Here is a 24,393-nt window from a genome sequence, read left to right as displayed (position 1 = left end):
TGCGCCGCCGGCGCAAGGGACCGGCGGCGACAATCAGCGGTGACGTGGACCCTAGGTCTGGCGTTTGGCCACCGCTCTTCCGGGGATCGAATCCGGAGCGTCCTGCCCGGCTACGGTGTCTTGCCCGCCTGCAGGTGTTGCACGATGGCCAGCGACCTTTTCACATGCTCGTCCGGCCGGAGATGATCCGACTCCGAGGAAAGCGCAGCGACGATCTTGCCGTTGCTGGCGATGACGAAGGTCGTGCGGGGGATAAAGGCATGGTCGATCGCCACACCGCGCACATCGTTCATGCCCGGCTGCGCCGCGACGGCTTTCAGATCATAGGAGAGCGCGATCTTGACGTCGGCATCGGAGGCCACGGGAAACTTGCCGGCGCAGTAGTTCGGGTCCGACGAAAAGGCATTGAGCCGTTCGATACTGTCGGCAGACACGCCAATGATGGTCGCACCTGCCGCATCGAATTTGTCCCGATTGACCGCAAAAGTATGCGCTTCGAGATCGCAACCTCCCGTATAGGCCGAGGGGTAGAAGTACACCACCACGGGCCCTTTCTTGAGCGCATCGGCAAGGGAGAAAGTGAAATCCTTGCCTGCCAGGCTTGCCTCGGCGGTGAATACGGGTGCCGCGACACCCGGTCCCAGTGCGGCAAAAGCCGGTATCGCCGAAGTCAGCGCCACCAGCGCGCTCAGTGCTATCGATCCTGCAAGACGTCTTTTCATTTTTTGTGACCCTCATGAAGGAGCATCGACCCGGCGTGGAACACATCCGTGCGCCGGTCCGCTACCCGTTTGACGTTGAGCTGCCCCGGATTTTCCGGGGATCCTGACACTTGAGAAATGTTAAGCACCTCGACAACGCCATTTGCTCCGACACTCTCAGGTTCTTCGCCGCCGGCAAGCCCGTCGTTACCTGCGCGATGCGGCACAACCCCATGACATAGCACGATCAGCGGCATCGGTCGAGAAGCCGGCGCAGCGCATCGACGGAATCCCGTGGATGACGCCCGCGCCGCAGTTGGTGAACACCAGCCTGCATCAGCCGCTGCTCGAAGCAACGCCAGCCCGGCTGCCCAGCGGCATACGACTGATCGGCCGACAACCGTGCGGCGATTTCGTCAGAAGAGACAGGGCTCAACAGGACATCGGCATCATCGGCTGATTGACTGGAGACGAACACCGCGCCGACCAGCTCCAGCGGAGCCGCCGCGAGCCGGCCATGGCCCTGCCGCAAATCGGCTTCAAACTTCTCGACACCGCTGCGGCGGCGGATGATGGGCGCCTGGCTGATCCAGCGCCAGATTGCACCTTCGTCAATGAAGCACAGCGCATCGGCATGCACATGCAGGTAATTGGCGACGCCGGTGGCGAGCATGCTCTCCGGCTGTACGAAGACCGCGTCTTCGGCAAGAAAGTCCAGTCCTTGCAGCAAGCTGTGCAAGGCAAGCGTCGATTTGCCCGAGCCGCTGGCTCCCAGCAACAGAATACCCCGCCCGTCCCTACCGACGCAGGCGCCATGCAAGGGCACCAGGCCGAGCCCGCGCGTCGCCAAGGTGAATACGGCAAATTCGATGAGTTCGTAGCGCAGATGGTAGGGATGACCGAGCATGTCCTGTGAAGCTACTACCAGGCCGCTGTGCTGCCCCGGCGCCAGCACCACGTAGTTCGATGCGTCCATCACGCCGCAAAGAAGGCCTGCACCGGATTGCACCCGAACCGGGGGCGGCTCGGCGGCGTGCGGTGAAACCTGGCGTGGCAGCAGACGTAGCTCGATGCGGAAATCTGGCGCGCCTGTTGGCAGCTGGTGTGACGGCAGGCCGGCGTAAGCAACCTCGACCAGATCCAATAGCGCTTTGCTGGTGCTTTCGAAGCGGAAGCATCCGCCCAGGATCTGCCTGCATACCGAGAAGCGGCGGCCAGCAAGCCGCTCGCAAAAAGGGTCTGCACCGGCGTCTTTAACGCCGGCGCAGAAACCAGGGCCATCGTCGTCGATCAAAAGTTTCAGCCGTCTGGTTGCCACACGCCGCGCTGCGCCAATACGAATAGGTTGGCCAGTAGGTACCGCTACGGCAGAAAAAGGTTGCATCGGCGCCGTGGGCCATCCCGGCCCGGTTCGCCGGGGATTTGCAGCTCGGCATCGACAGCGAGCTGCAGCGCGACACCGGAATATCTCGCCCGCAGGGCAACCGAAGCCGCTCGCCGGAGCACTCACCTCCAGTCAACGCTGATCGTTGAAGCCGGTGCGCCAACACGACGCCGAAGCGCTGCCGCAGCCCACCCCATGGCTTACGAGACCCTTTGCGATGCTAAAGATTCAGGTCGGCCACTCCTATTTTCTGAGTTACGACCCGAAACAGTGGGAGCGCGGCAAGCCCTATCCGCCGCTGGCCACCATCCAGGTTGCTGCACTCCTGAGGCAGATGGGGCATGAGGTCACACTGTTCGACGCGATGCTTGCCGACGGCGTCGAGGACTATCAACCGTCGCTGCTGGCCGCACGACCGGACGTGGTCGTGTTCTACGAGGACAACTTCAACTACCTGACCAAGATGTGTCTGGGCCGCATGCGCGAAGCGGCTTGCCAGATGATCGCCGAAGCATGCGCCGGCGGCGCGCGCGTGATCGTTGCGGGCTCTGACGCTTCCGACCACCCGGATGCCTTTCTCGCGGCGGGTGCGGATGCCGTACTGATCGGCGAAGGCATTGCGGCCCTGGTCGAATTGATCGGGCGGCTGGAACGGGATCCGGATATCGACGCGCAGGGCTGGGTGTCCGGCATCGCCGGCGTCGCAACGAGGATGAACGGGCAAACGCAACTGACGCGAGTCGGCGTGATGCCGCCGGATCCACGGATGACGGGCCGCCCTGCCTGGGATCTGGTCGACATCGAACGCTATCGGTCGAGGTGGCACGAACGGCATGGCTACTTCAGCCTCAACATGGCGGCGTCGCGAGGCTGCCCGTTCCGCTGCAACTGGTGCGCCAAACCGATCTGGGGCAACCACTACAACCAGCGCCGTGCGGAGGACGTCGCGGCGGAGATGACCTATCTGAAACAGACGTTCAAGCCCGACCACATCTGGCTGGCGGACGACATCTTCGGCTTCCACGTGGACTGGGTGATGGAGTTCGGCGCGCACCTGGGCGCTGCCGACGGACCGATCCCGTTCACCATCCAGACCCGCGCCGACCTGATCAGCGAACGGATGGCCGCCGCCCTGGAACGCGCCGGATGCGCGGAGGCCTGGCTTGGCGCGGAGAGCGGAAGCCAACGTGTGCTGGACGCGATGAACAAGGGCACGAAGGTCGCAAATCTTATCGCCGCCCGCACCCGGCTGGGCGAGCACGGCATTCGCGTAGGCTTCTTCATCCAGCTGGGCTATCTTGGCGAGCAGCTGGCCGATCTGCTGGCGACCCGCGAACTGATCGCGCAGGCCGTTCCGGATGACATCGGCGTCAGCGTTTCGTATCCGCTGCCCGGCACGAAATTCTACGAGCAGGTCAAGACCCAGCTTGGCGCGAAGACGCATTGGCAGGACAGCGGCGATCTGGCCATGATGTTCCGCGGCGCCTACGACTCGGACTTCTACCGACACGTGCGGGATCTGCTTCACGAGCAGGTCACGCTGCAGCAATCGAGAGCCATCGAGCCTCCTGAGCACTACAGCAAGGCCAGCGCGGCGCTCGATGCGCGATGGGATGCGCTGCTCGCCGACGAGCGTGCGCATCGCAGCGAAGACGCCACCGCGTCGGCACCCACGACCACCCAAGCCAATGTCCCGACGGCTCACCATGCTGCCACCGCTCAAAATCGTTAAGGCCGGTTTGCGCCGCACCACCGAAGCGTTGGCCATAGAACTGGCGCTGGCGCGACCTGGAGGGGCGGCACCGGAGTGGAGCGATCTCGAATGGCAGCTGGCATCGGCTGCCGCTGCCGCGCACGGGGTGTCGCCGCTGCTGAGCAGGTTTTCCACTTGGCAGAAACCGGAGTGGAGGCTGTTCCTCGCCAGTCAGCGCGAGCATGTAGAGCACCGCCATCGACGCATTGTGTCGCTGCTGGAGCGCATCGACGCCGGCGCACGTGCCGCCGGGCTGGCCATCGTTCCGCTGAAAGGTTCCGCGTTGCACGCACTGGGACTTTATGCGCCGGGCGACCGTCCGATGGCCGACATCGACCTGCTGGTGCGCGAAGACGATGCCGGGCCGGCGATCAAGCTGCTGCAGGAGCTCGGCTATGTGGAGTCGTTCGCGCAGTGGAAGCATCGGGTCTTCAAACCGGCACAGGGCGCGCCCGTAGCGGGCCTGGGCGAGCACCGCGACACGCCGGTCAATATCGAGTTGCATACCCGCATCCAGGAGCGGCTGCCGGTCTCCACGGTCGACATCACCGAACGGATCTATCCGCGGGAGCCGCGAGCGGGTACGAATGACTACCCGTCCAGCGGCGCTCTGATGAATCACCTGCTGCTGCATACGGCGGGCAACATCTGCAACCGCAGCCTGCGACTGCTGCATCTGCACGACATCTCGTTGCTGGCGGCACGCATGGCCGCGAGCGACTGGGACGCCTTGTGGGGCGAGCATGCGGCCGACTCTCCCTGGTGGGCGCTGCCGCCGCTGCGTCTGGTTGCGCGCTACTACAGGAACGCGGTTCCCGAAGCCGTGTTCGACCGGATCGAGCGCAGCTGCCCTCCCCTGCTGCGGGCGATGTCGCGCCGCCAGACCCTGACCCAGCTCTCATGTTCCGAATTGTGGCTTCATGCACTCTCCGGCATCGAATGGTCCCGCTCCGTCGCCGAAGCCGGGCGCTACGTCAGGAATCGTGTCCGGCCGCCGAGAGAAGCCATCAAGGAACGCGCCGACATGGTGCGAACACAGCTGTGGCTGCAGGGACAAAGCTGGGTCAGGCAGAATCAGGGCCGACGCATCCTGACCTTGCTCACCCAACCGGTACCGCGGATGGACACCATGTACGTGGTGCGCGCGGCATTGGAAGTTCCGGCTTCCCCGGCTTAGCGCGTTTCCGCATGGCTCGGCACGCATATGGAGAGCGATCGGCGATGGGCGCGCAGCACACATGCATTGCCGCCGAGGATTCGTCGCCGTCAGCTATCCGGCTGCGGTGTCCTCGGTGTGGAACCGGCATGGATGCCTGGGATTGCTCCGCATGCAAGTTCCGCATCGTGATCTACAACGGTGTCGCGCAAGCGCTGCCACCGGAGTCGATCGCACACCACGCCCGCTTCATGGAAGATTACGAGCGGATAAGAGAGTCGGAGGGCCGCGGCAGTGAAAGCGAAGACTTCTATCTCGGTCTTCCTTACCGGGATACATCCGGAAGGCACCGCGAGCAGTGGCGAATGAGGGCCCGCAGCTACGACTACCTGGTTCGGCATCTGCTGGATGGCACCGATCGCGGCGACAGGATTCTGGACCTCGGTGCGGGCAATGGCTGGATGAGCTTTCGCCTGGCGCTGGCCGGGTACCGACCTTGTGCGGTGGACCTGCTCGCCAACGATCGCGACGGACTGGGGGCCGCACGGCATTATCAGACGCGGTTGCCGAAACTCTTTCCGCGTTTCCAGGCCGAGATTCGCCGTCTTCCCTTCGCGGACGGACAGTTCGACGCGGCCGTGTTCAATGCTTCCTTTCACTACGTCGAAGACTACGAGGCAAGCCTGCGCGAAACGATGCGCTGTGTGAGAACGGGCGGCCTGGTGATCATCAGCGATACGCCGTGGTACGCGCGGGAGGAAAGCGGAGAGCAGATGCTCGCCGAGCGTCGCACGGCTTTTCAGCGAACTCATGGCACAGCTGCCGATTCCATCGCCACTCTTGGATACCTTACCGACGAGCGTCTGCGCAGGATGGAAGACGCGCTATCGATCCATTGGGACGTGCATCGTCCGTGGTATGGCCTGAAATGGGCGGTGCGCCCTCTTGTGGCGAAATTACGTGGCCGGCGAGAGCCTTCGAAGTTTCGACTGTACGTCGCTCGCAAAGGCGCGTGATCGCGGTGGAGGCAGCGAAATGAAGCGTGCCTTTACCTGATCAGCATCTTCAGATGGATACTGGAAAATTGTGCAGTTGAGTAATGACCCGGCACCGGGGATTCGGTGGCAGAACATCAGACAGCGAGCCTGTCAGCAAGGCGGTCGACGACGTGCATACCGGAGAGCAGTACCACAACTTCATCCTGGCCTCGCCACGGGACCGGGTGGTGCGCGACAGGTTTCAGAAGATGGCGCTGGATCTCTTGCCCGAGGGAGCAGACGTGCTCGATTTTGGCGCTGGAACCGGCATCGATGCAAAGGCCTATGCCGCTAGCGGACACCCGACTTTCGTGTATGAACCTGCGGAAGCGATGCACGAGTATCTGGTGCAGTACTGCCGCGACGAAATCGCCCGCGGAACCGTGATCGCGGCTGCGCCGCCGCTCACCTGCAAGGTGCAGGCAGTCACGGCGAACTTTGCGGTCCTGAATCATTTCGCGGATCACGCATTGCTGTTTGAAGAATTGTCGCGCGTGGTCCAGCAGGGCGGTTTTGTCCTGGCCAGCATGCTCAATCCTTATTACCTCGGCGATGCGCGCTACGGCTGGTGGCGGGCGAACGTCATGAATCTTGTGCGCCGTGGTCATTACGCCATCGCCAGCGAAAGCAGCATCCATCGTTTTGCGCCACGTGTCATGGCGCGGGCGGCAGCACCGTATTTCCGGCTGGAACGCCTCATTCCGCGCGGATTCGGATGGGCTACCGATCTCTACATGTTTTTGCTATTTCGGCGGATCTGAGATGTGGAAGAATTTGATGAGGCCGTACGTGCGTCCACTGCCGCAATGGTCCACGGTTGCCGTCGCTCCCCCGCAGCAGGTGGTCACTGCCACCTTGCATTGGGATGGCAAATCGGAAGATGTCACGGAGGATCACACCGTGGCTTCGCTCGTGCCACTCGTGATCGCGACCAGTCTCGATGCTGGCCAACATCCTGTACTCGAGTATCGCGATAGTGCTACGGGAAGGCTTCTCGGCGTTTTGCGTCTGGTAAAGACGGCGTCCATCGCCACCGAAAAGACATCGCTCACTCTCTACCACGTCGCAGCGGGAGAACACCGCTGTCTCGGCTGGCCGCTGCGTCCGTGGAACGCGTGGCTTCAGAACCGCCTCATGCTGAAAAATCGCTCGCCGCACCACTTCGCTCCGGAGCCTGGGGCGGTACAGCAGCTCATGATCGCCTATCTATGTCCGCGACCGGTCGTCCTGGTCTGCGTCGACACGCCAGGCCACCGAAATATCTTTCCGATGGATTTGATCGGCCCGCTGGAGCGGAGCGGACTTTTTTCGCTGGCGCTGCGCAACACCAATGTTTCCGTGCCCGTCATGCGCGAAGTGCGCCGGGTGGCCCTGTCCGGCATCCCCGCAGCAATGAAGGCGGTCGTCTACAAGCTCGCCGAGCATCACAAGCAGCCGCTCCCGGACTGGAATGTGCTTCCGTTTTCTGTTCGACCATCGCGAGAATTCGGTATTCCCGCCGTTGCCGCGGCGCTGCGCATTCAGGAGTTGGCCATCGTGCATAGCCGGGAGGTCGGCTCGCACACGTTGTTCCTCGGCCGCATCGTTTCCGACGAAAATTTGGCGGAAGGCGCCCAGCTGCATCACACGGCAGGTTTTCATCAAGCTTATCGACGCCGGGATGGCACGCCGTTTGCCGAGATCTAGCCCGCGCAGGGCGCGAGGAGTGATGGCGAATCTCGACTGATCGGCGGACAGCCTCGATGATCTGCCCACCATTCACCTGTGCCTGTGGGCTGCGGCCGGCACCGCTTCTTCAAATACTGTCCGCTCTCCATCTGCCACGCCCTGCACGCGTGTGGGCAGTCCGGTACCGCGCCGCAGCCTCCCGCGCAAATGCAGCAACGGGCGCTCGATCAGGAACCAGGATGACAGCGCCGCGAGAAAAACCAGCATGAGGTTCTGCGGAAAAGCATTTGTCCATGCATCGGATCGGTGATCGAAGAAAAGCAATTGCCATAGATGGAGCGAGTAGCTCAGCACGCCGTGAAATACCACGGGTTTCCAGTTCAGGAAGCGTCCGGCCAATGACCCGCATGCCGCGTGCTCGCCTCGATCAGCAACGCGATGCGCACGTTCATCACGGGTGGCCCCAGCAGTATCGCCACGGGTTGGCTACCGATGCGATTGACCAGCAACACCAGAGGTAGCGCCAGCGCCAGCCAGGGACTGGCGGTCAGGCGCAGGTACCACACCCGGGTCAGCAGCCATGGTCGCGGCAGAGCCAGGGCACAACCGGTGGCCAGGTAATCGAACATGGCAGGAAAGCTTGTCAGCATGCCATTGAGCGAATGGGGATTGACATGGAAAATCCATTCGAGGATAGCCACGCGCACCAACGGCCCCATGAAGATCACCGCGACGGCGACGATCAAGGCGCGACGTCCACGCAAGACCAGGAGCGTCAGCGGCCACAGCAGATAGAACTGCTCCTCGACCGACAACGACCAAAGATGCCCTATCTGCATTGCGCGATCCGGCTAGAAATTGGCCGTGTAGGTAAGGGCGAAAGCAAAACCCCGGCCCGTCAGATGTACTACACCCGACATCGCCCCGATGGCCATAACCGGAATGAATGCGTAGAACGCAGGGAAGATGCGCACTATCCGACGCAGGTAGAACCGTTTCAGCGAGATTGCTCCGTCATCTCGCGCCCGCTCATCAGCAGCGAGGTGATCAGGAACCCGGAGATCACGAAGAACACCAGCACGCCGGGATGGGCGACATCGCCGCACCAGCGGCCGTATCCCCCTACAGAAACAGGGTAGTGCCGCGTGCCACTGAGGTGACCGTAGGTCACCATCAGAATCGATATGGCCCGGAGTCCGTCCAGTGATGGAACGCGCTCACCCGTCGGGTTCGACATGCTTGCTATCCCGCGCCGCGAAAGGAAAACGCTATGGGTACAAAGCCTGAAACGCCTGAACGGTGTAATCGGCATCCTCCAGAATCGCGCGACGCTGCGCTTCCCTGGCCAGCCGTAGCCGCAGTCTTTCATTGGCGAGCACTTCGAGAATGGCATTCGCCAATTCATCCCAGCCCCCGACCGGCACGGCCAGGGCCGCCGAAGGCGACCACTCCACGAAATGCCCGACCGCCGTACCGACCGCAGGCACGCCTGCGACCGCGGCTTCCAGCAGGACCAGCGGGCCGGTCTCGTGCAACGAAGACATCACCAGCAGATCGGCCGACTCCATGATCGGGCGCAATTCGCGCTGCGTCTTGAATCCATGAAACCGCACATGGCGTTCCAGTCCAAGCTGGCAAGCCAGTCGCTGCATCTCGCCTTGCAGCGTATCCACGCCGACGATGTCCATCTCGAATTCCAGTCCCGTGTCGACCAGGGCTGCCAGCGCCCGCAGCAGCGTTGGCTGATCCTTCACCCGATTGAGGCTGGCGACGTGGATCAATCGCGCCCGCTTCGCGCTGCGCTCGCGCGGCGCGAGTGACGGCCATGCCCGAAGGTCGACGCCGAGCGGCACACGCTGCGCCTTGAGGCCGAGCGCATGCAGCGAATCGATGATCGGTGCACTGGCTGCCGTGATGACATCGGCGCCGCGCAGTACCCACGCCTCGCGCAGCCGCCCCTTCCATTTCCTCCCTCCGCCGTAGCCGATCTCGTGCAACGCAACGAGTTCGCCACCGGCGACATGCACCAGGCTCGGCAGCCGCAGCAGCTTTGCCGCGGCGACGGCGACCAGGCTGCAGGAACCGGAGAAGATGGCATGGAGCAGATCGAACGGTGCGCGGCGATGCTCGGCGCGAATCGCTGAGATCGCACGCAGCCGGGTCCAACTGTTGCCGATGTTGTGCACCGTGGCGCCGACGAGCTCCCAGCGACCCGCGACTGCTTCCTGATGTAGCGCGAAGACATGCACTTCGTGCGCGCGTGCTAACCGCTCGATCAGGGCCAACAGTACCGGAATCACACGGAACTCGCCGGTGCGGTCCACCCCGCCTGGAACCACCAGCGCGAGCTTCACGATGCCATCCGTCGCCGGTCGTCGTGGACCTGCGCATACGCGTCAGCCCACTGGCGGCCCACGGCCGCGAACGACAGCTTGTCATCGAAATGCGCACGCACCCGCGTCGACGACAGCCGGCTGGCCGCGGCATCGACCAGCGCCTCGGCCAGCCGGTCCGGGTCGCCGCACGGCCACAGGCGGCCGACACGGCTGTCGCCGATCAGCGCGCGGAAGGATGGGATATCCGTGACCACCGGCGTTACGCCGCAAGCCAGCGCCTCCAGCACCACGTAGCCGCAGCTTTCGGCGACGCTGCCCGAGACGAACAGATCCGCGGCGCGCATCAATGTCTCGACGTGCGCGTGCGTAATTTTGCCCAGCAGGTGCACGCGCCCGGCGAGCTGCGGATCGTGCGCGATGCGAGCTTGCACCTCGTCGAGCAGGGGCGCGCTGCCGAAGGCACACCACAGCTGCATGCCGGGCAGCCGCAGCGCCGCTCGCGCCACGCCGTCGAGCACGGTCAGCGGATCTTTGCCGGGGCTGAGATGTCCTACCCACAGTACGCAGGGATCTCCACGAAGACCCGACTCCGCGCGGGCATCCGCGCGACTGCCCGCGGTGAAACGACTGCTGGATTCGGGAATCGCGAAGAGCCGCGCTTGCGGCCCGAACAAACCCGCATGGGTGAACGGTCGCGCCAGCTCAGGTGCGGTGAAGGCGACGCCGGAAATGGCCGTGTACCAACGCCGCCACTGTGGCCGTCGCCACCGGCGCGGCGGCCTATCGGCATGGTCCTGGGCAAGGATGGGCAACTGCGGCAGGCATTGCGACACCGCGAAGGCATCTTCGGCAAAGCCCAGGCCGTGCGCATGCAGCACGTCGGCCTTGATGTCGGCGAGCAGCCCGGCGAAACGGCGGCCCCGGTTTTTAGCCACTTCCGATCCTCTGATATCGATGAAGTGGTAGTCGATGCCGTTGCGCGTGATCAGGTCTTCGCGCGCCGCCGCCTGAATCACCGAAATCCGGGTTCCGGAACTGGCTGCCACCTCGGCGATGTCCACCAGCGAATGCCATTGCTCGAGGATCTCGGTGTGCGTGCGGCCCTCCGGCACGGGCAGGAAGTTGATCTGCGCGGCGTGCAGGGCCGTCATCGCTACGCCCCCGTGATTTGCGGCGTGCGCAGCCGCACGAAATGATTCGCGAGGTTGAGTTCCCAGGGACGGTCATAACGACGATGGCGATATCGCCACGACGCCATCGCGCTCAGGCTGCGCTTGGCCCAGCGGGGCGAGCGCATGTCCTGCACCGTGGGATAGCGGCAGCGCAGTACGGTGACGAAGTCGTAGATGCGCTGGCGCAGCCTGTCCGTGAGCCAGGGAGCATCGGCATGACAGGCATAGTCCACCCAGCGACGCTGCGTCCACTCGTCCGGCGTGGAGGGAAAGACCACCGGATTGCCATGGATGTCGAGCAATGGCGCGGAAGGATGCTTGCCGCGGTCCTTTTCGTGCTTGCTGCCCTCCGGCAGCGGCGTGTAGATGTAGGTGATGATTTCCGATGCCGGGTTGATACGCTTCAGTTCACGGATGAACTCGAACGTCAGCTCGGTTTCCTCTTCGGTATTCACGGGCGGCGCGAGCATGAAGGAGAACTCGGGAATGACGCCATGGCGCTGGCACAGCTCGGCCACCGCCAGTGTCTGGTCCGGACGCGTGCCCTTGCGGATTTCCTTGAGCATCGCGCCGCTTGGCGATTCGGCGCCTATATAAGCCATCCGCAGCTTGCTTTTCCGCACCAGCTCCCAGGTGCTTTCGGAAAGCTTGAGCAGCGCATCGGCGCGCGCGAAGCACCACCAGGGCATTTCGAGCCTGGCCATGATCTCGAGCATCGGGATCATGTCCTGTTCGCGATCGAAGAAGTTGTGATCGTAGAAAAGGATGGAATCGGCACCCAGTTCGTACTTGAGATAGCCCAGCTCGCGCTCCAGGCGTTCGGTCGGCGGCAGCGATGTCGCTCCGCCGAACATGGCCGCCACGCCGCAGAACGTGCAGCGGAAACGGCATCCGATCGATGCCTGGTGCACGGCAGTACGGCGCCCGAGAAAGGTGCTCGTCAGGTACTTGTCCGGATCGCCCAATTTTTCATAAGGCAGCACCAGCGCGGGATCGCCGCGCTGGAAGATGCGACTGGGGTTGTGCACGATCTCGCCATCGCGACGCCAGGACAAGCCTCCGATCCTGGCCAGCGCGTCGTGATCGCCGCCACGGCCCAGCACCGAGATCAGTTCGACCAGGCTTTCCTCGCCCTGCCCCCGCACCGCGTAGTCCACATAGGGCGCGGCCAGCGTGGTATCGGTATAGAGCGTGGGGAAGTAACCGCCCCAGATGATCGGCATCGACGGATGACGCTCGCGAATCGCCTTGGACACGGCAATCGCCGGTGCCACCTGCGGACCGCCCATGATGCCGATGCCGACGGCGTCGTAGTGCTGCTTCCCTGCGGCTGCCAGGGTCGCGGCCACGAGATCCCGATCGATGTTGCCGTCCACGATGTGGCTGTCCCCGAAGCGATCGAGCGCCGCAGCCAGGTTCAGCAGCGACAGCGGAAAGCGCGGACGCGTGGTAACGGTCGGATTGACCAGCAGCGTATTGGGACGGTGAGTCATGGGATGTCTTAATGTAGGCATGGATCAGGCCAGGCGCCGCAGCTGAAACACCAGCGCGACGGGAACCTCCAGCGCCGTGCGGTCGAAGTGCGCGCTGTCGGGAATGCCGGCCGGATCCAGCATCGGCTCCAGCACCTGCTCGATGCGTAGCCCGAGCGCCTGGCAGGCCGCGTGCCAGTGGCTGTAGAGGTGCTGCGTATGCCGCACGGCGTAATGCCGGTCGCCGGATTTGAAATCGCGCACCCAACCCAGCGCATGCCCGATCGGATGCACGTCGCTGCACAGCAATGTGCCGCCGGGCCGGGTCACCCGGCGCAGTTCGGCCAGCGATGGTTCCAGGTTCTCGAGATGCCCGATGACCAGACCGCAGATCGTCAGATTCGCCCGCCCATCCGGCACTGGCAGCGCCGTCAGGCTGCCCTGTACCAGGTCGACTTCGGCACCGGATTGGAACGTGACCAGCTCGGCGCCGGCACGCTCCAGCATCTGTGGCGAAATATCCACGCCGATGACGCGCGCCGCGCCGCGGCGCAGCGCGTGCAACATGTAGCGTCCGCTGCCGCAGCCGGCGTCGAGCACCGCCTGCCCCTGCAGCCGGGAGGGCATCAGCTCCAGCATGGCGCGCTCCTCGGCCTGCATGACCGGATTGTGGGCATGCGCCGGATAACTGGATGCCCACAATGCGTAAGCCTCTGCGGGCATGAGAATCGGCGGGCGCGACATCACTGGCACCGGGCCGCCACGACGACGTCGCGTTCATTCAAATCGGCGGCCAGTTCGAGTCCGGGCTCGAGCGCGACCAGCGCCGGGTCGGCCAGCGGCCTGGCCAACAGTTTCGGTTTGCCGTCCAGGGTTACCGGCACCGCTTCCATGCCGGCGACCGCGAACCATTCGGCGAAATCCGGATCGGCAATGCGGGGAACGCCATTGCGCGCCACGGCACGGATCTGGCTGCGTTCGATGCCCACCAGGCCGCACCTCTCGTCGCCGCCACGGTCCTCGACAATCACCACATCCGCCGGTGCCCCCGCCGCAAGGCTGCCGCCCGCGGGCAGACGCAGAATGCGCGCGGCCTGGGTCGTGACCAGCCCCAGCAGCTGCCTGGGATTGAGCTCGCGGCGAGCGGCGATGCCGCGCATTTCCTCGAGCAGGTCGCGCGCGCCGCTGAGCCGCGAATCGCTGCCCAGCGCAAGCCGTCCGGCCGCGCAAAGGCGACGCGGATCCAGCGACTTCCCGAGCAAGGCGTGGTTGCTGCCAGGACACCAGACCACCGCTGCGCCACTGGCGATCACCCGATCGATGTCCTGCTCACGCAGGCCTACGCCATGGACCAGGACACTGTTCGCGGCCAGGCATCCCAGCTGCTCGAGCTGGGCCAACTCCGACTGCGCCGTCGCATCGGTACCCTCCGCCAGATGGATCAGCCAGGGCCGGTCGGCGGGCGTGGCGGCAAAGCTTTGCTGGACCGGTGGCCCGTAACCAGGCCAGCCCAGCGCATAGCTCCAGCCGTAATCGCGCAGTAACGCGACCGGAAAATTCGTCGCGTCCAGCGCCGGATGCCAGGGATCGTGGTGCACCACGCAAGTGGTGCCGGCAAGCAGATTCTTCAGGGCTCCGTGCTGCAGCCGCAACGCCTTCGGCACCTGCAGCGCGGCGATGACGGCGGGCTTCTCGAAATGCGCCTGAAACGCCGCAATCCAGGCGTAGCTGTTGGGAAAGGGCGCAGCGGCTTTCAGCGGCGGAACGGTGTTGACGTGCAGATGCTCGTGCGCGTTGATCATGCCGGGAAAGATCAGATGGTCGCGCAGATCGACCCGGTACGCCCGCGCGGCCAGCGACGAGCCTATCCGCCCTGCCCGGATCGGCAGCGGTACGCGCGAGCTGGCTTCCGTAGTGACCGAGACCGCACGGCACAAGCTGACGTCCATCGCTGCCTGGAGAATGTCCATGAGCTCAGCGCCGCCGCATCACGATCAGGAAGTGGTCGCCCATGTCGCGCAATAGCGGCATGGCGCCCAGGCGGTCGTCGAGCCGGCCCAGCCGCTCGCACCAGCGGCGGCGACGGCGGTAGTAGTCCACCAGGTAAGGTGGCGGCATGAACAGGCTCAGCGCCCGATAGCTCTGCAGCGAAAAGTGTTCCGCGAAGGCACGGTAGAACTCGCGCGGCAGGTAGTAATGAGTCCAGATCGTATGATGGTTCATCCCTACTGCGGTCGCACCTCGTGCGGCGCGCACGCCGGCCCGCCTGAAGCGGCCGCGCAGCGCGTAGTGCCCCAGCTCCCACGGACAGATCCGTCCCATCACCGAAAAAACCAGCGTGCCGCCGGAGCGGAGCAGGCGCGCGCACTCTGCCGAGACGGCGCGAAGATCCGGCGCACAGTTCAGCGGGCCGAAATTCGAGTAGATGCCATCGAACTCGTCTTGGAGCCGGTCGAGCTGCTGCACGCCAAGGTGCGCCGCCGTTGCGCGGGATTGCAGGCCCGCAGCGGCGATGCGCGCCCGCGTACGCTCGACCATCTTCGGCGACCAATCGGTCGCGACGACATGGAAGCCGCGCTGCGCGAACTCGATCGCATCGATGCCGGTGCCGCATCCCAGGTCGAGCAGACGGGCTCCTGCCGGTACCTCGCTGTGCACGGCGTCCCACATGGTCAGCCGCATGCGCTGGATCAGCTCGTTGTTGCCTCGAGGCCCGTCGTAGTCGGCGGCGACGCTGTCGAAGGCACGCTGTGTTTCCAGCAGTTGCGCATCGTCCAGGGACGCACCTGGCGGGTGCCGACAAACGCCTGCGGCGGACCCCGCCTGGCGCACGATTTCGAGCTTGGGTTGCCCACTCATCTTGATCGAACTCCGCTCCACCGTGATGCGGCCATCCATTCACCACGACGCCGTCCGGCCAACCGCCGGCCGGTCTGCAGCGCCAGTCCCGGCAATTTCATTCGCCTGACCAGTGAGTGCCCGCATGGGCCGTTTTGGTTGAATCGGGCAGGCTGGAACAAGGCTGGCGAGTGGACGTCTCGGCCTTCGCATCGTCATGAACTCGGCACCCTGCTCCCCTCTTGGCGAAAGCGAAGCATTTCTATGCGGGTCGTCGCCTGGCGCCTCGTGCGATGGTTGCGGATGCGCCCAGGAAAATCCCCAGCAGGAGTCCGATTCCCCAGGTCAGCTCGGGATTCGGAAACGCCTGCCTGTCGGGAACATAGACCGGCCACATCATCGACGTTTCATACGTGTAAGTAGGACTGAGGCGCTCGATGAGATCGGTCCTCACCTGCAGCAAGCCGCGGATCTCTTCGTTCTTGTTGGCCAGCAGCAGACTGGCGAGGACCGGGTTCTGGACGTCCTTGCTGGCCGCATCACTCTTGCTCCTCGGCGTGACCGCCTGTTGATAGCGGGCGCGATCGGCTTCGGCTGTCTGCAGGTCGGCCTCGATCTGGGCCAGGCGTGCGCGCGCCGACTTCAGCGGCATCTCTTCGAGATGCTGGTGGACCAGGCGCAACTGGTCGACCGTCGCCGTGGCGAGCTCGCTGGCCTGCTGCCGGGAATAGGCCCGTACCGTCAACCGGATCAGGGGACCGGCGTAGGGCATCGGCTCCAGTTTCAGACTCTTGCGATAGAGCTGGGCCACGGAGGAATCGCGCGCGTAGCCGGCGCTTTTCAGTATCTCGTTTTCGAATGGCACCAGCTGCAGCCGCTCGAGCACACGCTGCAGCGGCTCGACCTTCGGATCCTGCCCCGACACCACCTGCCCGACCTGCCCGATCTGGATCCAGGCGGTTGCCTCCCACTGCCGCTTCACCAGGTGGGCGAAGGCGTACGTGCAGGCCAGGGTCGCGAACAGCGCGGCCACAAACCACATCCACCCGCGGGAGAATATCCGCCAGAGATCGATCAGATAGATTTCATCTTGTTCCATGGTTATGTACTCACTGGAAGGATTGTGGAGACATGGTTTGCGCGGTCGTTGCGTGGGCATCTCCCTGCCCATCGCCTATCGGTTCCCGCAACCTCCTGTTCGGCAGGCATGCCGCGAAGACCTGCATGAAAAGACACAGGCCGATAAAGCCGAAGTTCGTCCATGTGAAGGCCTGCGGCGCGAAGGGTGACATCACGCAGACATAGGAAATACGCAGAAAAATCAGTAAGGAAAACAGCGGAACCGTCGGGCGCAGGCGCTGCACGCTCCACAGCAGCATGCCGTACAGCACGAATACCGAGCACACCGCGCCAAAAGGACCGAGCGCCATCAAGAAGGGAAAGAATTCCGTACCCACGTTGATGTTCGGCGCATCCAGCGGGATATCCGTCCCGGCCGTCACCACGGATCCGGCCAGGGGGACCACCTGATTGATGAGGAAGCTGGCGTTGAAGTAGTGCTTGGCCAGGATGGCGCTGAAGTTGTAAGGACCGGCGCTGCCGTAGAGAAGCAGCCATTTGATGCCTTGCGGAGCGGCGTGGTACATCGCGCTGAAAGGCAGCGCGACATGATCCAGCGGTCCGGACCGCAGCATGCCGAGTACCGAAAAAATAGTGAGGCCCGCAAGCGCCAGGAAACTGACGGCTTTCCATGGCAGCGGCTTTGCCTCGTCCCTGCGCAACATGATCACCAGCGCAAACGAAAACACGGTGGCGAACACCCTGTTCCGGTCGATCACCAGGATGGGAAACAGGAAACCTACGGCGATGAGCATATGGCGCAGCCACTTGCTCCTGGCGCAGAGAAGCCCGATCGGCGGAAGCACCCAGCACATGTCCGAGACGTGCCGGATATGTTCGTGGCCGCCCTCCATCGTGGCGTACGACGATGGTTTGCCCAGCAGCGGAATGGGAAACAGCGCCAGATCGAGCAGGCAGAAAAGAACGATCAGGCCGGCGAAGGCCAGCGCGACAAACGCATCGCGGGTGCCCGCATAGTGACGCGAGCGGAATCGCACGGGCTGCGGAATCCCGACACCTGCCTGCACGTCGAACAACATGATGGCCGCGGCCACCACGGCCAGCAACAGCAGGCCTTGCAGGTAATCGGCGGAGAGATCGTAGGTGAGCAGGGTAAGCCCGCAGGCAAGCAGGATCGGCAGCCCGAGATAGGTCGAGGGAAGACACAGCAAGCGCTTCATGTCGCCTCCGCGCCGTGGTTGGTGGACGGAAACCTGACCTTCGACAGGATCGTCAGCGACAGATACGCCAGCATGTGCACTGCCAGCGCCCCCCACTGTCTCTGCAGGAACGAAATCTTGGCACCGATGTAACGCGACTGCGCCCTGAGCAGGGTTCTGTAGGGCTCGTCGAACAGACACGCCCGGCGCATCGCAACCTGTCTCGACTCGACCAGGTTGATCACCCGTGTCGCCGCGTGCCGCGTCTTGCTGAGATTGGCGCTGTGAATGCGGTAGGCGCAGACACTGACGTCGACGAAGCCAAGCGCATCACGAGCTGCCAGGCGAAGAAAGAGATCCCAGTCTTCGATGCGCAGGCCTTCGCTCCAACGGTCTACGGTGTCGAGCGCGCTCCTTCTCATCAAGGCGACCGGCCCGCCGATGGCCCACTGGCTGATGACGGCACGGCGTATGCCGTCATCCGACCTATAGAGGCGCTTGTCGGCGCCGTGAAGACCGCGCATGCCGCTGTCATGGATTTTGTTCCCGTCCTGATCGACGACGATCGAATCTCCGATCACCGCCCCCTTGTCCGGATGCGCGAGCAGGTAGCGGATCTGGGCATCGAGCCCTCCGGGCAACAGGTAGTCATCGCTGGCGCCGGGGCGCAGAAACTCTCCGCTCGCTCGCGCCACCAGTTCGTTCAAGGTCGCCGCGATGCCCCTGTTGTCCCGGCGCACATACTCGATCGGCAGATCCATGCAATGCGTCGCTACCCAATCGGCGATCCGTTCGCCGGTTTTGTCGGTCGATCCATCGTCGATGATGATGAGCTCCTTGGCTGGATAAGGATCTTCCAGCACACTATCCAGACAGCGCTGCACGAAACGCTCGTGGTTGAACGCGGGTATGAGCACGGAGACCAGCGGCATGGCCGCCGTGTCTTTCGATACGTCAGAGGCCGACATCACAGCCCTCCCAGGTAGCGTCGTACGACCAGCACGTTGAACGCGAGATAGAAGAGGTAGTTGATCGTGAACGCGTACATCGCGCCGACCAGACCGAATTGAGCGGTAAGCACATAGACCAGCGCCAGATAGCTCGCCGCAAACACGAACTCGGATATCACGAACAGCCGCGTCATGGCCTTGGCCAGCATGACGTAGGAGAGAATGAAGGATGCGATCTTGACGACATCGCCCAGCAACTGCGGCCCGTACAATGCATTGGCGGATGCGAAGTCCGCGCTGAACAGCAAGCGCGTCACCCAGCTCCTCATGACATAGACCACGGCCGCCAGCGCGACGACCGCAGGCAGCAGGTAGCGGTAGGCATGGCGCAGCTCGAGCACCAGGGGTGCGCGCTCGTGCGTCGACGCCAGCTTGGGCAGGTAGTAGATATTGATGGCCGTGGTGAGGAACAACAGATAGGCGTCCGACACCTTGCTCACGGCCTGCCAGTAGCCGACCTGCTCCCAGCCGAACCGCACAGCGAGATGGTCGCGTACCGCGATGTTGATCAACGGCGGCAGCAACGCGGAGCTGAGCGTCATCACCGAAAAGGCCGCGAGCCGCCGAGTCATTTCGCGGTCGAAATGCATCCGCAGCATGCTGGACTGGAAGTAGGGGCTTCGCCGCCAGGCGGGCAATCCGACGGCAAGGCACAGCACCTGGCCTGTGACCAATGCCAGCAGCGCGCCATACAGATGCAGCCAGCGCGACAGCCAGACCACCAGCACGATGCTGAGAGCCGATCCCACCACCTGGATGAAAGCCAGCCGGCGTACGTCCATGAAACCGTTGATCACGGCAAGCATGTAGTTGACCAGTGCGATGCCGAGCTGGGCCACTGCTAGCACGCGGATCAGGCTTGCATACCCCGGATCGCCCAGCAGCCAGAGCGCGATCTGCCGGCTGAACAGCAGCGTGACGCCGCCCATCAGGCAGGATGCACACAGCGCGTACCAGAGCGCAGCGGCCAGCAGGCGCGACAATTTCTGCGTGTCGTGGCGGTATTCGGCGACGTACTTGACGATGCCGGCGCTGATGCCGCCGTCGGCCAGCACGGCCAGCAGCGACATGAGGCTCATGAACTGGCCCAGCTTGCCCACACCCACGGGTCCGGCCAGCCAGGCCACCAGCTTGATCACTACCAGACCCGCGAGCAGCCGCGCGGCGGTAGCGAGGGTCGTGTAGAAGCCCGTGCGTACGATGTTCATGGCGGGCACTCGAACGACTGGCAGGCTTCGATCACCCTGTCCGCGGCGTCCTCGCTCATGGTCGGTCCCATTGGAAGACTCAGCACCTCGTCATGCAGCCGTTCCGTCAGCGGCAGATATGCGTTCCGCAAGGCGACATAAGCCGGTTGCCGGTGCGGCGGCACCGGATAATGCACCTGGGCCTGGATGCCATGCGCCAGCAGATGCCGCTGCAAGGCATCGCGATGAGCGCAGCGAACCACGAAAAGATGCCAGACGTGCTGTTCTTCTCGCGCCACCGCCGGCAACTGGATGCGCGCATGGCGGATGCCCTCGCGATAGCGGCGCGCCAACCGGCGGCGCCACGCGATGTCCTCGTCGAGGTGCTTCAGCTTTACCCGCAGCATGGCGGCCTGCATCTCGTCGAGCCGCGAATTGAGCCCCTGGAACAGGTGGCGATACTTCACATCGGAACCGTAATTGCGCAGGGCTGCGATCCGCTGCGCCAGCACGGCGTCGCCGGTCACCACCGCGCCGCCATCGCCCAGTGCGCCAAGATTCTTGGTGGGAAAAAAACTGAAGGCCGCCGCATCGCCAAACGCGCCAGCCTTGCGTCCACCACTGATCGCCCCATGCGCCTGCGCCGCGTCTTCGATCAGCAGCAATTTGTGCCGTCGGGCCAAGGCTGTCAAAGCCGACGTGTCGGCTAACTGGCCATACAGATGCACCGCCATGATGGCGCGTGTGCGTGGTCCGATGGCAGCCTCCACGCCAGCCGGGTCCAGGTTGAAAGTCACCGGATCGGGCTCCACGGGAACCGCCGCGAGCCGGTTTTCGGTAATGGCGAGAAAGCTGGCGATGAAGGTATTGCCCGGCACGATGACCTCGTCGCCTTCTTCCAGGACACCGAGCTCCTTGTAGCCGCGCAGGATCAGCGAAAGTGCATCGAGCCCGTTTCCCACCCCCACGGCGTGACTCGCGCCGCAATACGCGGCGAACTCGCGCTCGAAGGCAGCGACTTCATCGCCAAGCACATACCAGCCTGAATCGATCACTCGCGCCGCGGCGGCTTTCAGCTCGTCGGCGTATCGCGCGTTGACATCCCTGAGGCTGAGGAACGGGATGTCCGTCAGAGCGGCCTCCATCGGAACGAGCTTCATCGGGTCGACTTTCATCACAGCGGCCACTCGTAGAAATCGTGCACGACGGCGCGCGCGCCGAAATATTCCTTCTGCGCGATCAGGCCGCCGTTGAGCACCCGCCCTTCCTGTTCGGTCGAAATGCCGAAGCTGAAATACGCCCTGTCCGCGTAGACGCCGACTATCAGTTCCGCCAGCAGAAAACTGAGTGCGTCCACACGCCGCCCCTCTTCCGACGCAGCCATGTATTGGGTGTGCACGACCCTGCCGAAATCGTAGGCAAGAACGCCCGCCAGCAAGACATCCTCGCGGCGTGCCTCGTGCAACACGATTTGCTGCGGAAAACTCGCTTGCAGCATGCGCAATTCATGCAGGCTGTGGGCCGGCCGGGTATCGTGCCTGCCCAGCACTCCCGAAAGCAGTGCGTGAAAAGCTGCCGGATCGGCGCCGACCTGCAATCGGACGCCCGCCTTCCTCGCTTTGTCGACGGCGTGCTTGCGCCCCTGCGTGAAGTGAAGCGTTTCCCGCAACGGGATAACCGATGAGAGATCGCGGCGCTTCAGCCGTGCTCCCAGCCGATGCAAGGCGTACAAATCCTCCTCGGCGGGGTAGGCGTGAAACACATGCGGTACCGCCTTGTAGATGACTCGTTCCACGCCGAGCGCACGATAGTGATCGCCGATCTGCTCGAATACGGCAAGCGTCGATTCGGCGCGCAAGGCTTGCGTCGTTATAAGCCCGGCATAGGTAAGGCCGCCGTGACTTGTCACCAGATTTTCACGGATATCCGCGGGAAAAACGGCGACAACCTCGCCGTCCCGCTCGGCGATCAACGAGCAGTCGACAAAGCGATCGGCGTGGTAATCCATGTAGCCGCGCCGATGCAGAAGGTTGCCGTTGCGGGATCGCTCCACCAGCGCATCCCAGGCGTTCGCGTCGGCCTTGGCGTAGGGCCTAACCGTGAACATCCGCACCACCGCCGAAGTGGGCACCGTCAGCCTCGGCCACGCCGAATCCATCCACCCCCATGTCGTTGCCGTTGTAGAACATCAGCAGCTTGTCCCGCTGCGGGATCAGCGCGGGGTAGCAGATGACCTGCGAATCCCAGCCGCTGGCAGACAGCGTCATGCCCAGCGCCTCGTCGCGGCGTTCCCAGCGGACGCCATCCTCGCTGTACGCAACGCCGGGAAAGTATTCGCCGCCCAGATTGCCCCGCGTGAAGTACATGACGTACTTGCCGCCCTGCCGATACACGCGCGGCCGGCCGATTCGATACTCGCTGCCGCGAGGCTGCACGCAGACCTGGTCTCTGCGCGGCAGGGATTCCAGATCATCCGTCTCCACATGGCGAATGTGGTAACGCGGAAAAGGTTGGCCTCCGATGATTTCCCAATCGTCGCCGGCGGCGTACCACAGGCGCCAATGGCCGTTTTCATGGATGACCGAGTGCACCGCGCCGATGGTGCTGCGACCGGGTGCGCGATCCAGGATCGGTGTCTCCTGCACGCGCCGGAAATGATCGCCGCCATCGGTGGAAACCGCCAGGCCGGTGAAAGCCAGGAACTTGGCTTTGGCCACGCGCTGAAAGCCCACATAGAACATGTGAAGGCCGCCCGGAGCATCGACGACATCACCCAGGATCACGCCATTGTCATCGAAGCAGCCATCCCGACCGATGTCGAGTACGGGTTCGGTACTGACGCGCACGATGGTGGCCGGATAGTCCGCCCGCACGTCGACGTAGCCGATACGGCTGACGCCATCGGCGTCGCGAAACCCCGCGTAGACGCGGATGCGATCATCGTCGATGCGATACGGGGTCGGCGTAAGCGCGGAGTGACACATCCAGCCGCCCACGCCATCCCGCGCGGTTTCGAATACCAGCCCTCTCTTGACCCATTCGGACATGTGCGTTTCATAGCCTCACGTCGAGGCTGGATTTGTCGGGCACCGCGCGGGCCGGCGACCCGACGTAGATCCGCCCCGGCTCCGTATCGCGTGTGACCAGCGCACCGGCGCCAATCACATTGTCCGGCGCAATTTTCACGTGATCGTTGAACGTGGAGTTCACGCCGATGAAACTGCTCTCGCCAATCTCGCAATAACCTGAAATGACCGCATGCGAGGCGACGAAGACGTTGTCACGCACGACGGTGCGATGCCCCACGTGATTGCCGCTCCAGAGAATGCAGTTGTTGCCGATGCGCACGAAGGGCTGAATCACGTTGCCTTCGAAGATGAAGCTGTTCTCGCCCAGTTCGGCATTGCGCCACACGAAGGCGCGCGTGCTGACATACGTGGCAAGCCGGTAGCCCCTGCGCTTCACATCCTGGTAGAAGCGAGTGCGCAGACGATTGAGTTGGCTGGACGGGATGGCGACAAATACGTCGACGTCTGCCGGCGGGTAATAGGCCTCCAATGTCTCGTACGCCACCACGGGACGACCTGCCAGCACCGGCTGCGCGAGATAGTCGCGTTCGACGCTGAAAGCCGCCACGTCATAATCGCTGTCGTGTTCGAAATATTCGCAGGCGATCTGCGCGAACTCGCCTGCACCGACCAGGACTAGCGGCCTTGACATGCCACCATGTCCTCCGGATACATGGAGCCGCCGACCTCGCGCAGAAAATCGGCGTAGTCGGTGATGTAATCGCTCTGGTCGTACAGCTGGTCGGCCAGCACCATCAACACGCAGTCGTCGCTGAAGTCGTACAGCTCGCGCCACACCATGCGACCGAGCATCAGGCCATGCGAGGGATCGTCAAGCACAACCTCGACCGGCCCGCTGCCATCGTCCAGCAGAAAGGTGACGGAGCCACGCACCGCCACCGCCAGTTGGTGGAGATGCCGGTGGGCGTGCCGGCCGCGATGCACGTCGTTCTTCGTGGCGAATATGTAATACACGCGCCGTATCACGAATGGCACGTTCCGCTCCTCCTCCAGTGCGATGAGCATGCCGCTGTTGTCGCCGTGCTTCTGCAACTGGATTCGTTCGATTTCCATGTTCCAGGCCACCCCGTCAGTCCTGAAGCTGATCCACCTACCTGAGTGCCGCGCCTGGGTGGAAAGGTTGCGCCGGAATTCGAATGACCAAAGAGCCGGCTCGCTCTGAATGACAGCGTGACCTTTGCCTCCTCGCTGCGCAGGGCCGACGGGAAGCGGCCTCCCGGTCCCGTGCAGCGGGTGCAACCTTTCGTGACTCAACCGGCACCCAGTTCACGGGGCTCTCGGCGGCATCGCGCACAAGCGCATCGCTTTGGG

26 protein-coding genes are annotated in these 24,393 nt (G+C 63.6%); 5 read left to right on the top strand and 21 right to left on the bottom strand.

Annotated elements, in window-relative coordinates; translation table 11 throughout:
* Positions 1 to 110: 110 nt before the first annotated feature.
* Genes ACFPPB_RS01730 through ACFPPB_RS01720 form a run of 3 tightly spaced genes read right to left on the bottom strand, consistent with a single transcriptional unit; the run spans position 111 to position 1,995 of the window.
* Positions 111 to 722: a peroxiredoxin gene (locus ACFPPB_RS01730; RefSeq protein WP_377323764.1), complete on the bottom strand. Its 612-nt coding sequence runs from the start codon at positions 720 to 722 to the stop codon at positions 111 to 113.
* A complete protein-coding gene (locus ACFPPB_RS01725; protein WP_377323762.1) occupies positions 719 to 958 on the bottom strand; it encodes a hypothetical protein in 240 nt (79 codons plus the stop codon). The genes ACFPPB_RS01730 and ACFPPB_RS01725 overlap by 4 nt, the downstream gene beginning before the upstream one ends.
* Complete coding sequence (locus ACFPPB_RS01720; RefSeq protein WP_377323760.1) at positions 949 to 1,995, bottom strand: phosphoenolpyruvate carboxykinase (ATP); 1,047 nt, start codon at positions 1,993 to 1,995, stop codon at positions 949 to 951. The genes ACFPPB_RS01725 and ACFPPB_RS01720 overlap by 10 nt, the downstream gene beginning before the upstream one ends.
* Positions 1,996 to 2,302: 307 nt before the next feature.
* Here ACFPPB_RS01720 and ACFPPB_RS01715 point away from each other — a divergent pair, with 307 nt between their 5' ends.
* The 5 genes from ACFPPB_RS01715 (at position 2,303) to ACFPPB_RS01695 (ending at position 7,717) form a co-directional block, all read left to right on the top strand.
* Complete coding sequence (locus tag ACFPPB_RS01715; protein ID WP_377323758.1) at positions 2,303 to 3,817, top strand: B12-binding domain-containing radical SAM protein; 1,515 nt, start codon at positions 2,303 to 2,305, stop codon at positions 3,815 to 3,817.
* On the top strand, positions 3,792 to 5,015 hold the full coding sequence (locus tag ACFPPB_RS01710) for a nucleotidyltransferase family protein (protein WP_377323756.1): 1,224 nt from the start codon (positions 3,792 to 3,794) through the stop codon (positions 5,013 to 5,015). Before ACFPPB_RS01715 ends, ACFPPB_RS01710 begins: the two co-directional genes overlap by 26 nt.
* 128 nt (positions 5,016 to 5,143) lie before the next feature.
* Complete coding sequence (locus tag ACFPPB_RS01705) at positions 5,144 to 6,010, top strand: class I SAM-dependent methyltransferase (RefSeq protein WP_377323754.1); 867 nt, start codon at positions 5,144 to 5,146, stop codon at positions 6,008 to 6,010.
* Positions 6,011 to 6,093: 83 nt separating this feature from the next.
* Positions 6,094 to 6,792 (top strand): class I SAM-dependent methyltransferase, encoded by a 699-nt coding sequence (locus ACFPPB_RS01700; RefSeq protein WP_377323752.1) that lies wholly within the window; start codon positions 6,094 to 6,096, stop codon positions 6,790 to 6,792.
* Position 6,793: 1 nt separating this feature from the next.
* Positions 6,794 to 7,717: a flavin reductase gene (locus ACFPPB_RS01695; protein ID WP_377323750.1), complete on the top strand. Its 924-nt coding sequence runs from the start codon at positions 6,794 to 6,796 to the stop codon at positions 7,715 to 7,717.
* Between the two features lie 72 nt (positions 7,718 to 7,789).
* On the opposite strand, the gene ACFPPB_RS01690 is transcribed toward ACFPPB_RS01695, so the two are convergent.
* From ACFPPB_RS01690 to ACFPPB_RS01605, 18 genes are all read right to left on the bottom strand, one after another.
* On the bottom strand, positions 7,790 to 8,098 hold the full coding sequence (locus ACFPPB_RS01690) for a hypothetical protein (RefSeq protein ID WP_377323748.1): 309 nt from the start codon (positions 8,096 to 8,098) through the stop codon (positions 7,790 to 7,792).
* On the bottom strand, positions 8,080 to 8,538 hold the full coding sequence (locus ACFPPB_RS01685) for a hypothetical protein (RefSeq protein ID WP_377323746.1): 459 nt from the start codon (positions 8,536 to 8,538) through the stop codon (positions 8,080 to 8,082). Before ACFPPB_RS01685 ends, ACFPPB_RS01690 begins: the two co-directional genes overlap by 19 nt.
* Positions 8,539 to 8,696: 158 nt before the next feature.
* A complete protein-coding gene (locus ACFPPB_RS01680; RefSeq protein ID WP_377323744.1) occupies positions 8,697 to 8,936 on the bottom strand; it encodes an acyltransferase family protein in 240 nt (79 codons plus the stop codon).
* A 31-nt stretch (positions 8,937 to 8,967) separates the two neighbouring features.
* Positions 8,968 to 10,053, bottom strand: coding sequence for a glycosyltransferase family 4 protein (locus ACFPPB_RS01675; RefSeq protein WP_377323742.1), 1,086 nt, complete (start codon positions 10,051 to 10,053; stop codon positions 8,968 to 8,970).
* Positions 10,050 to 11,186: a glycosyltransferase family 4 protein gene (locus ACFPPB_RS01670; RefSeq protein WP_377323740.1), complete on the bottom strand. Its 1,137-nt coding sequence runs from the start codon at positions 11,184 to 11,186 to the stop codon at positions 10,050 to 10,052. The genes ACFPPB_RS01675 and ACFPPB_RS01670 overlap by 4 nt, the downstream gene beginning before the upstream one ends.
* A 2-nt stretch (positions 11,187 to 11,188) precedes the next feature.
* Entirely contained in the window at positions 11,189 to 12,700 is a 1,512-nt protein-coding gene (locus tag ACFPPB_RS01665; protein ID WP_377323739.1) for a B12-binding domain-containing radical SAM protein, read from the bottom strand.
* A gap of 24 nt (positions 12,701 to 12,724) precedes the next feature.
* Positions 12,725 to 13,423 (bottom strand): class I SAM-dependent methyltransferase, encoded by a 699-nt coding sequence (locus ACFPPB_RS01660; RefSeq protein ID WP_377323737.1) that lies wholly within the window; start codon positions 13,421 to 13,423, stop codon positions 12,725 to 12,727.
* Positions 13,423 to 14,649 carry an amidohydrolase family protein gene (locus ACFPPB_RS01655; protein WP_377323735.1) on the bottom strand — a complete coding sequence of 409 codons (1,227 nt, stop codon included), beginning with the start codon at positions 14,647 to 14,649 and terminating at the stop codon, positions 13,423 to 13,425. Before ACFPPB_RS01655 ends, ACFPPB_RS01660 begins: the two co-directional genes overlap by 1 nt.
* 4 nt (positions 14,650 to 14,653) lie before the next feature.
* The gene (locus ACFPPB_RS01650; RefSeq protein ID WP_377323846.1) at positions 14,654 to 15,457 is read right to left on the bottom strand and encodes a class I SAM-dependent methyltransferase; all 804 of its coding nucleotides are present in this window, start codon (positions 15,455 to 15,457) and stop codon (positions 14,654 to 14,656) included.
* Between the two features lie 322 nt (positions 15,458 to 15,779).
* Complete coding sequence (locus tag ACFPPB_RS01645) at positions 15,780 to 16,616, bottom strand: Wzz/FepE/Etk N-terminal domain-containing protein (protein ID WP_377323844.1); 837 nt, start codon at positions 16,614 to 16,616, stop codon at positions 15,780 to 15,782.
* Between the two features lie 10 nt (positions 16,617 to 16,626).
* Positions 16,627 to 17,817: an O-antigen polymerase gene (locus ACFPPB_RS01640; RefSeq protein ID WP_377323733.1), complete on the bottom strand. Its 1,191-nt coding sequence runs from the start codon at positions 17,815 to 17,817 to the stop codon at positions 16,627 to 16,629.
* Positions 17,814 to 18,764: a glycosyltransferase gene (locus ACFPPB_RS01635; RefSeq protein WP_377323731.1), complete on the bottom strand. Its 951-nt coding sequence runs from the start codon at positions 18,762 to 18,764 to the stop codon at positions 17,814 to 17,816. The genes ACFPPB_RS01640 and ACFPPB_RS01635 overlap by 4 nt, the downstream gene beginning before the upstream one ends.
* On the bottom strand, positions 18,764 to 20,014 hold the full coding sequence (locus ACFPPB_RS01630; protein ID WP_377323729.1) for an O-antigen translocase: 1,251 nt from the start codon (positions 20,012 to 20,014) through the stop codon (positions 18,764 to 18,766). Before ACFPPB_RS01630 ends, ACFPPB_RS01635 begins: the two co-directional genes overlap by 1 nt.
* Positions 20,011 to 21,168, bottom strand: a complete 1,158-nt coding sequence (locus ACFPPB_RS01625; protein ID WP_377323727.1) for a DegT/DnrJ/EryC1/StrS family aminotransferase — start codon at positions 21,166 to 21,168, stop codon at positions 20,011 to 20,013. Before ACFPPB_RS01625 ends, ACFPPB_RS01630 begins: the two co-directional genes overlap by 4 nt.
* Positions 21,168 to 22,100, bottom strand: a complete 933-nt coding sequence (locus tag ACFPPB_RS01620) for a GNAT family N-acetyltransferase (RefSeq protein WP_377323725.1) — start codon at positions 22,098 to 22,100, stop codon at positions 21,168 to 21,170. The genes ACFPPB_RS01625 and ACFPPB_RS01620 overlap by 1 nt, the downstream gene beginning before the upstream one ends.
* Positions 22,087 to 23,040, bottom strand: a complete 954-nt coding sequence (locus ACFPPB_RS01615) for a glycoside hydrolase family protein (RefSeq protein WP_377323723.1) — start codon at positions 23,038 to 23,040, stop codon at positions 22,087 to 22,089. The genes ACFPPB_RS01620 and ACFPPB_RS01615 overlap by 14 nt, the downstream gene beginning before the upstream one ends.
* 7 nt (positions 23,041 to 23,047) lie before the next feature.
* Positions 23,048 to 23,713: an acetyltransferase gene (locus tag ACFPPB_RS01610; protein ID WP_377323721.1), complete on the bottom strand. Its 666-nt coding sequence runs from the start codon at positions 23,711 to 23,713 to the stop codon at positions 23,048 to 23,050.
* Positions 23,698 to 24,135: a sugar 3,4-ketoisomerase gene (locus ACFPPB_RS01605; protein WP_377323719.1), complete on the bottom strand. Its 438-nt coding sequence runs from the start codon at positions 24,133 to 24,135 to the stop codon at positions 23,698 to 23,700. Before ACFPPB_RS01605 ends, ACFPPB_RS01610 begins: the two co-directional genes overlap by 16 nt.
* Positions 24,136 to 24,393 lie beyond the last annotated feature (258 nt).

The sequence above is a fragment of the Rhodanobacter terrae genome (assembly GCF_042657005.1).
Taxonomy (GTDB): Bacteria; Pseudomonadota; Gammaproteobacteria; order Xanthomonadales; family Rhodanobacteraceae; genus Rhodanobacter; species Rhodanobacter terrae.
Note: the sequence above shows the minus strand (reverse complement) of the source record. Positions and strands in the feature narration are given on the sequence as shown.